Here is a 4,370-nt window from a genome sequence, read left to right as displayed (position 1 = left end):
CGACAAATGACGGTCATTGACAAACACCCCCGGAAAACACCTCGGGAAGAACCCGCCCCACGGGGAAAACCGTGGCGACGCGGCAAAAATCAGCGGACGGGAACCGGCCCCAGCGACCCCCGTTTGACAAGCTCAGCGGGGATAAGACCGACACCATGCGCCGAGACGGAATACCCCGGCTCATCCCCCTCACCGAGAAGGGACAGCACCTCACACATGGCGACACTTCCCAACCTCTCGAAATCAGGTCTCACCGTCGTCAAAGGAGGGTACATGTTGTCCATCGCGGGCATGTCGTCGAATCCGATGACGCTGACGTCCTGCGGAACCCGGAGACCGTGCTCGTGCAGGGCGCGGCAGACACCCACCGCCTGGCTGTCGTTGGCGGTGACCACAAGCGAGGCCAGAACGCCTCCGGCAGCGCCCACCCTATCGATGATGTGGTTCATGCGCCCATACGCCTCGGATGCGTCCCATGAGCCGCACTGCACCGTGACGGATTGAATCGACTCGCGAACCGATGTGTGGCGCCACGCCTCCAACCGCGTCGACGCGTCGCGCCACTCAGACGGACCTGCGAAATACAGGGCGCGACGATGGCCGAAACCCGCGGCGAGACGAACGGCCTCCTCCACTGCGCTCCACTGGTCTATCCCAACCACGGCGTTGCGCGACCTCCCCGACAAGCGCAGCAGGGAGCGGCACTCGCCCATGCCCAACCGGCCATGGGTGGACGTGATGATCACCGTCGGCTGCGAAACCCTCACCCGGCAGGCGGCCTGCAGCATCACGTCCGTCGGTGCGAGGAACACGAAGGCATCCACGTTCTGCTCGTCAAATGTGTCGCACAAGTCCGAGAACTCCTCGGGAGTGCACGAGGCCTCGTGAACCATCGACATCGACGTGAACAAGCCATGCGACCGCGCGACCGACTCCACAGCGGACATCGAGAGGATCGGTCCGAAGAACCGCAGTCCACCCACGATCAGACCGATGGTCCGTGACCGCCGCGACGCAAGGGCCCGGGCCGAATTGCTGGGGCGATAATCCAGTTGCCTGATCGCATCCAGGACCTTCTCCCTCGTGGCGGCCGCCACATCCGGAGATGAGTTGATCACGCGGGACACCGTCTGGTGGCTCACACCCGCCAGCCGGGCGACATCGAACATGGATGGTCGTCCCGCGGCTTTTCCGATACCGCCCATGCCACCGCCCTCCAGCATCTCCCACCGACGTCAACGAGACACATTCTATGCGTCTTCCGGCTACACCAGATGCCAGCTGGTTCTGTGCCAGCGCGTGGGCCCGAACCGCGCGATGGCATTGCGATGGGCGGCCGAGCCATATCCCTTGTTCGATTCCCATCGATACGGCGCATAGCTCGGATCCGAACGCGAAAGATCATCCATCAGCGCATCACGCGTTACCTTGGCCACCACTGAGGCCGCCGAGACAAGGGCACAGTGCTGATCCGCCTTAACCTCTGTAACGACCGCGAACGGGCATGGCACATCAGGCGAGTCGAAGGAATCCAACGCCCGGGTGATGTAGTCGTATGGTCCATCGAGTATGACCCCGATCCGAGGAGGGGCAGTCGTGTTCCCATGCACTCTCGACTCCACCGCCGCCACCGCCCGCAACGCGGCTATTCCCAAGGCATGAGACATTCCCCAAGCGTCGATCTCGGTGTTGAGGGCCGATCCCACGCACGCATCTGCGCACCACCGCCTCACCGGGCCAACAAGCGCCTCACGCTTTTTCGCCGTCAACAGTTTGGAATCGGCAAGACCATCAGGAATGGATTCCTCGCGCAGATCCGGAGCCCACATGGCGGCGGCGCCCACCATCACCGGACCGGCCAACGCTCCTCTGCCCACCTCGTCGCAGCCGATAATCAGATCAAAACCTCGCGCGGCCATCTCCCGCTCATGGACCAGCGATGGTTCACGGGACGACATCACGCCACGACGCGTGGCATCGGCGGAGCGACCGGACGGGGAACGTTCCATGTCTCAGGAGACCGTCCGATCGGGAACCTTGGAGAACACCTCGTGATGCGAGTTAAGAACGGATATGCGGTTCAACGGCCAGTATGTGGCGACGGCCACGCCCACCACGTCGGACATGGGAACGAGCCCGTCGTCACCATCGTTCTGATGGTATCGGGAGTCGGCCGAATTGGCGCGGTTGTCGCCCATGACGAATACATGCCCAGCCGTCACCTTCACACTGAAGGAGAAGGAGCTCGGATCCACTCCCGAACGGATATATGACGTCTCGTCGATGGCAACTCCGTTGATCGTCACAGGACTGCCCGCGCCCTTGCAGGTCACGACATCACCGGGAAGACCGATAAGACGTTTGATGAGATAGTCGCTGCTCCGCAAGGAGGAGCTCCCCTCGTCGCTCAGCCAGTTCGCCGGGTCATGAAACACGATGATGTCTCCACGGCGAAGACTCGACGCGCGCGCAGACAGACGCGATGTCATCACACGGTCCCCCACCTCGATGGTGCCCATCATCGAGCCCGACGGTATGACGTACATGCCGACGACGAAAACCCTCACCAGAAGAACCACGAGAACGGGAATGCCACAGTATATGACGGCATCGCGCAACCGGAAACGGGTACGGTCGATATGCCGACCGCGTCCGCTCCCACTACGATGCGGCGCGGCGCCGGTCCCCGGCCCCGGGACGGAACCCGATGGCCATGGATCGACGCCGTGGTCGGCCACATCGGAAATGTGGGAATCCTCCGCAGCGCCCTGCGTGGAAACGCCGGACGACACGGAACCGCTCACTTCGACGTGTTATCGCGACGCTCGACGATACGAGCCGCCTTGCCGCGCAGAGAGCGCAGGTAGTACAGCTTCGCACGACGCACGCGACCCTTGCGCACCAGCTTGATCGAATCAATCGCCGGGGAATGCAATGGGAAGCGACGCTCCACGCCCACGCCGAAACTCACCTTACGCACCACGAAAGTCTCACGCGCGCCCGATCCCTGACGGGCGATGACCACGCCGGCGAAGGACTGCAGACGGGTGTTGTTGCCTTCGGTGATCTTCACGCTGACATCGACGGAATCTCCGGGACGAAAGTCGGGGATGTTCTCGGCGCCGGTGATGTGCTTGGCTTCGAATGCCTCAATGGCGTTAACCATGACTTACCTCCATCGCCGCCACATGCCGACGACATCATCGGGATGATCCGCGCCTCAGCGATCGGAAACACCCGCAACCTTTCCTCCGGCACCACCGGAGGAAGATGCCGATTCGCCACGCCGGCCGCTTGGACCGCGAGGCTGAACCCCAGGGAGGGAGGCACCCATGTGGCGGAGCGACCCTCGGCACAACCTGCAGAATCATACCATCAGACCGCCCATCGGGCAAGCTGCCCGACAGCCCATCACGCATGGCCCCGCACACCAGCCCACGCAAGCCCGCCCACGTTGACAAACCGTATGGCCGCCTCTATTGTGACAGCCGACGCACCGACGCGAAAACGCCAAACGCCATATGTATGACACGCCCTGGAATTTCGTTCTCGGCAAGGAGGTGCGCATGTCCCTCTCACCATTCATCGGCACCGGACAACAAGCCTCCGGAGGCAAACCCGCATCCACGAGGACGGCGATTCTCTCCGACGTCATCGTCGTGACGGGGATTCTTGTCCTTTTCAGCGCCATCGCATGGATTCTTCCCGACGTGGGCGCGAAGCTCGGCCCCGAGGGACCCCCCTCCCGCATCTCCATCGATCCGTCGAACCTCCCGTACTACACTCTGCGATCCCTGCTGCGAATGGCGGTGGCGCTTCTCTTCTCGCTCGTCTTCACCCTCCTATACGGACTGGCCGCGGCCCGTCTGCGCCGCATGGGAAAGGTCCTGACCCTTCTTCTCGATATCCTCCAATCCGTTCCGGTGTTGGGGTTCCTCTCAGCCACCATCACCATCTGGATAGCGCTCTTCCCCCATTCCATGCTGGGAGTCGAGGCGGCCTCGGTTTTCGCCATCTTCACAAGCCAGGCGTGGAACATGACCTTCTCGTTCCGCAACTCGCTGCTCAGCGAACCGCAGGAGCTCGACGAGGCCGCACGGTCCTTCAGACTCACCCGCTGGCAGCGGTTCTGGAAGCTGGACGTGCCCAATTCCGCGATTCCCCTCCTGTGGAACTGCATGATGAGCGTGAGCGGAGGCTGGTTCTTCCTCACGGCCTCCGAGATGATCTCCGTGAACAACACGACGTATGCTCTTCCCGGCATCGGAAGCTTCGTGGAGGAATCCGCGGCGCAACGACGCCTGGGGAATATCGGTCTGGCCATCGTCGTGATGGTTCTTGTCGTTCTGCTCATCGACCTATGCGTATGG

General features: G+C 62.4%; 5 protein-coding genes. 1 reads left to right on the top strand and 4 read right to left on the bottom strand.

Translation table 11 applies throughout. The features are described 5' to 3' along the window. Positions 1 to 89 precede the first annotated feature (89 nt). The 4 genes from Q1X90_RS01025 to rplS form a co-directional block, all read right to left on the bottom strand. Positions 90 to 1,169 (bottom strand): LacI family DNA-binding transcriptional regulator, encoded by a 1,080-nt coding sequence (locus Q1X90_RS01025; protein ID WP_300765804.1) that lies wholly within the window; start codon positions 1,167 to 1,169, stop codon positions 90 to 92. Positions 1,170 to 1,265: 96 nt separating this feature from the next. Then, positions 1,266 to 1,958, bottom strand: a complete 693-nt coding sequence (locus tag Q1X90_RS01020; protein ID WP_300765803.1) for a ribonuclease HII — start codon at positions 1,956 to 1,958, stop codon at positions 1,266 to 1,268. Between the two features lie 54 nt (positions 1,959 to 2,012). Then, positions 2,013 to 2,804, bottom strand: a complete 792-nt coding sequence (lepB, locus tag Q1X90_RS01015) for a signal peptidase I (protein ID WP_300765802.1) — start codon at positions 2,802 to 2,804, stop codon at positions 2,013 to 2,015. Beyond that, positions 2,801 to 3,166, bottom strand: a complete 366-nt coding sequence (gene rplS / locus Q1X90_RS01010) for a 50S ribosomal protein L19 (protein ID WP_300765801.1) — start codon at positions 3,164 to 3,166, stop codon at positions 2,801 to 2,803. The genes lepB and rplS overlap by 4 nt, the downstream gene beginning before the upstream one ends. Before the next feature lie 400 nt (positions 3,167 to 3,566). On the opposite strand from rplS, the gene Q1X90_RS01005 reads away from it, so the two are divergent. Further along, positions 3,567 to 4,370, top strand: an 804-nt coding sequence (locus Q1X90_RS01005) for an ABC transporter permease subunit (protein ID WP_300765800.1), incomplete at its 3' end; no start/stop codon positions are given.

Source organism: uncultured Bifidobacterium sp. (genome assembly GCF_949292005.1).
In the GTDB taxonomy this organism is placed as follows: Bacteria; Actinomycetota; Actinomycetes; order Actinomycetales; family Bifidobacteriaceae; genus Bifidobacterium.
Note: the sequence above shows the minus strand (reverse complement) of the source record. Positions and strands in the feature narration are given on the sequence as shown.